Genomic DNA, 3,811 nt, shown 5'->3' on the forward strand with positions numbered 1-3,811 from the left:
GACGGAACGGCCCACGGGAATTTCCTGATCCTGCGAAGGGAGGTTCTGAACTATCCTCCCGAGATCCAGGGTGTCGCGGAGGCTCTCCTTTCGGAAGAAGGGTACTCCTGCAGGATCGACGCGGCCGACGGAGACGGCGATCCCCTGACCTACGATCTGAAGGAAGCCCCTCCCGGGATGACGATCGGGGCCGCCACGGGGGCGATCCGGTGGCCGGTCCCGGCCGGCTTCACCGGAAAGGTTCCGGTGATGGTTTCCGTGTCCGACGGCCACGGGGGGGAGGCGACCTACGCGATGGTCGTCACGATCCGGGAGGAGATGCCGAAGGAACCTCCGAAGGACCTTCCGAAGTAGCCGTTTCCGGCCCCCCGGCCGGCTTGCCTGCCTCCTGCGCCTCGCTTATAGTAATCCGCACGATGATCGTTCGCAGAAAGACCCGGAGGATCCGGGTCGGTTCCGTCCTCGTAGGCGGAAGCGCCCCCGTTTCCGTCCAGAGCATGACGAACACCGACACGCGGGATCCGCGTGCAACCCTGCGCCAGATCCGGTCGCTCGCCCGGGAAGGGTGCGAGATCGTGCGCGTGGCGGTTCCGGACGCGGCGGCCGCCCGCGCGTTCCGGAAGATCAAGGCCGGCTCTCCGCTCCCCGTGATCGCCGATATCCACTTCGACTTCCGGCTGGCCCTTGCCTGCGCGGACGGGGGGGCGGACGGCCTGCGGATCAACCCGGGGAACATCGGGGGGGAGGCGCGCACCCGGGAGGTGCTGCGCGCCGCGAGGGCGAACGGTTGCTCGGTCCGGATCGGGGTGAACGCCGGATCGCTCGAAAAGGATCTCCTCGCCCGTCACGGGGGGCCGACCCCGGAGGCCCTGGTCCGGAGCGCCGCGAGGGCCGTCCGGATCTGCGAGAAGGCCCGGTTCACGCAGGTGAAGTTCTCCCTGAAGGCGTCCGACGTACCGGCGACCGTCGAGGCCTGCCGCCGCTTCTCCCGCCGCTTCGACTACCCGCTGCACGTCGGGGTGACGGAGGCGGGGACCCTCTTTTCCGGGACCGTGAAATCGGCCGTCGGGATCGGGGTCCTTTTGGCCGAGGGGATCGGGGATACCCTGCGGGTCTCGATCACCGGCCCTCCCGAGGAGGAGGTTCGGGTCGGCTGGCAGATCCTGAAGAGCCTGGGGATCCGGCGGCGGGGGCCGGACTTCGTCTCCTGCCCGACCTGCAGCAGGGTCTCCATCGACGTGGTCGGGATCGCTACGGAGGTGGAGCGGCGGCTCTCCCGGCTGCCGGTCCCCCTCAAGGTGGCGGTGATGGGGTGCGCGGTGAACGGACCCGGCGAGGCGAAGGAGGCCGACGTCGGGGTGGCGGGCGGAAAAGGGGAAGGGTTGATCTTCGTCCGGGGGGAGATCGTGAAGAAGGTCAAGGAGAAGGACATCGTCAAAGAGGTCGTCCGGTTCGCACGCCGGGCGGCCGCGGAACAGGAGAGGCCGTGATCCGCTATTCGCGCTACCTGATGCCCACCACCAAGGAGACCCCCTCCGACGCGGAGGTGGCGAGCCACCGGCTGATGCTGCGGGCCGGCCTGATCCGGAAGGTCGCGTCGGGAATCTACACCTATCTGCCGGCGGGGCTGCGGGTTCATCGGAAGGTGGAGAGGATCCTCCGGGAGGAGATGGACCGCGCGGGGGCCCAGGAGGTGCTGATGCCTGCCGTCGTCCCCGCCGAGCTCTGGAAGGAGAGCGGCCGATGGGAGGCCTACGGGAAGGAGCTGCTCCGGTTCCGGGACCGTGCCGACCGGGAGTTCTGCCTGGGCCCGACGCACGAGGAGGTGATCACCGACCTGGTGCGCCGCGAGATCCGCTCCTACCGGCAGCTCCCGGCGAACTTCTACCAGATCCAGGACAAGTTCCGGGACGAGATCCGCCCCCGGTTCGGTCTGATGCGGGGCCGGGAGTTCTTCATGAAGGACGCCTACTCCTTCGACGCCGACGAGGAGGGGGCGGCGGAATCGTACCGGAGGATGTACGAGGCCTACGGCCGGATCTTCCGGCGGATGGGGCTCGACTTCCGCGCGGTGGAGGCCGATACCGGGTCGATCGGGGGGAGCAGCTCCCACGAGTTCATGGTGATCGCAGAGTCGGGGGAGGATGCGATCGTCTCCTGCACGGTCTGCGAGTACTCCGCGAACGTCGAGAAGGCGGAGTGCGCTCCGGAGGAAGCGAAGGATTCTGGAAGCCCCGCAGCGGGGCCCCCGCGGAAAGTCTCCACCCCCGGGAAGCGGACGATCGGGGAGGTGTCCGGCTTCCTGGGGATCGAACCGGGGATGCTGCTGAAGACGCTGGTCTTCGAGTCGGACCGCGGGGATGCGGCGGTCGTCCTCTCCGGCCGGTACGAGGTGAACGAGGTCAAGGTGAAGAACCTCCTCGGGGCCGACCGGGTGCGGCTCGCCCCCGAGGAGCGGGTGCGGGAGCTCACGGGCGCCCCCTCCGGGTACGCGGGGCCGGTGGGGCTTCCGATCCGCCTGCTGGCGGATCACAGCGTCCGCGGGATCGCCGTCGGAGCGACCGGGGCGAACGAAGCGGATGCCCACCTGGTGGAAGTCGTCCCGGGGCGCGATTTTATGCCCGAAACCTACGCCGACCTGCGGATGGTGACGGAAGAGGACCGCTGCCCGAGGTGCGGCGGGTCCCTGCGCTTTTCCAGGGGGATCGAGGTCGGGCATGTCTTCCGGCTGGGGACCAAGTACAGCGAGAGCCTCAAGGCGAACTACCTGGACAAGGACGGGAAGGAGAAGCCGATCGTCATGGGCTGCTACGGGATCGGGGTGGGGCGGACCGCCGCGGCGGCGATCGAGCAGAACCACGACGACGACGGGATCGTCTGGCCGATTTCGATCGCCCCCTTCGAGGTCTGCATCCTCCCGGTGACCATGAAGCACCAGGCCCTGGTTGCGGAGGCCGAGCGGGCCGGTCGGGAGTTGTCCGAACGGGGATTCGAGGTGCTCCTGGACGACCGGGAGGAACGTCCCGGGATCAAGTTCAAGGATGCCGACCTGGCCGGGATCCCGCTGCGGGTCACCTTCGGGGAGAAGAACTTCGAGGCGGGGTACGCGGAGATCCGGGACCGGCGGACCGGCGAAACGGTGCGGGTCGAAACCGGCACGCTCGTCGACCGGGTCGCCGACGCGGTCCACGCGAAGCGGAAGGAGTGCGAGCCGTGAAGGAGAGGATCATCGTGGCGCTGGACACCGATTCTCCCGAGGCGGCGCTCGCGGCCGCCCGCTCCCTGGCGGGGGAGGTGGGGCTGTTCAAGGTGGGGATGGAGCTGTTCCCGCGGGGAGGCCCCGGTCTGGTCCGGGAAATCCGGGACGCGGGGGGGGAGGTCTTTCTCGACCTGAAGTTCCACGACATCCCGAACACGGTGGCGGGGGCTGTCCGGTCCGCCGGGGCGCTGGGGGTGCGGTTCGCCACCGTGCATGCCTCCGGCGGAAAGGGGATGCTCCGGGCCGCGGCGGATGCCGCGCGGGGAACGGGGATCACCCTTCTCGCGGTGACGATCCTGACCAGCCTCGACGACGCCGACCTTTCCGAAGTCGGTTTCGCGGAGCGGGCGGAGCAGGCGGTGCTGCGGCTCGCGGGGATGGCCTCCGCCGAGGGGATCGGCGGGATCGTATGCTCGGCCCGGGAGGTGGAGGCGGTCCGGCGGACGGTCGGGGACGGGACCGTGCTCGTGACCCCCGGGGTGAGGCTGCCGGAGGACGACGTCGGGGACCAGAAGCGGGTGGTGACCCCCTTCGAGGCGGTGCGGCGGGGGG

General features: G+C 69.5%; 2 protein-coding genes and 1 pseudogene (1 of these 3 only partly in view). All 3 read left to right on the forward strand.

Annotated elements, in window-relative coordinates:
* The first annotated feature begins 416 nt into the window (after nucleotides 1–416).
* Entirely contained in the window at nucleotides 417–1,490 is a 1,074-nt protein-coding gene (locus tag A2X88_09080) for a 4-hydroxy-3-methylbut-2-en-1-yl diphosphate synthase (GenBank protein OGP35286.1), read from the forward strand.
* On the forward strand, nucleotides 1,490–3,217 hold the full coding sequence (locus tag A2X88_09085) for a proline--tRNA ligase (GenBank protein ID OGP35287.1): 1,728 nt from the start codon (nucleotides 1,490–1,492) through the stop codon (nucleotides 3,215–3,217). The genes A2X88_09080 and A2X88_09085 overlap by 1 nt, the downstream gene beginning before the upstream one ends.
* A pseudogene (locus tag A2X88_09090) lies at nucleotides 3,214–3,811 on the forward strand (hypothetical protein); it runs 800 nt beyond the window's last position. Before A2X88_09085 ends, A2X88_09090 begins: the two are co-directional and overlap by 4 nt.

The organism is Deltaproteobacteria bacterium GWC2_65_14 (assembly GCA_001797615.1).
Classification (GTDB): Bacteria; Desulfobacterota; Deferrimicrobia; order Deferrimicrobiales; family Deferrimicrobiaceae; genus GWC2-65-14.

Coding starts and splice junctions, on each gene's coding strand:
- A2X88_09080 (OGP35286.1), top strand. CDS start 417: ATGATCGTTCGCAGAAAGACCCGGAGGATCCGGGTCGGTTCCGTCCTC.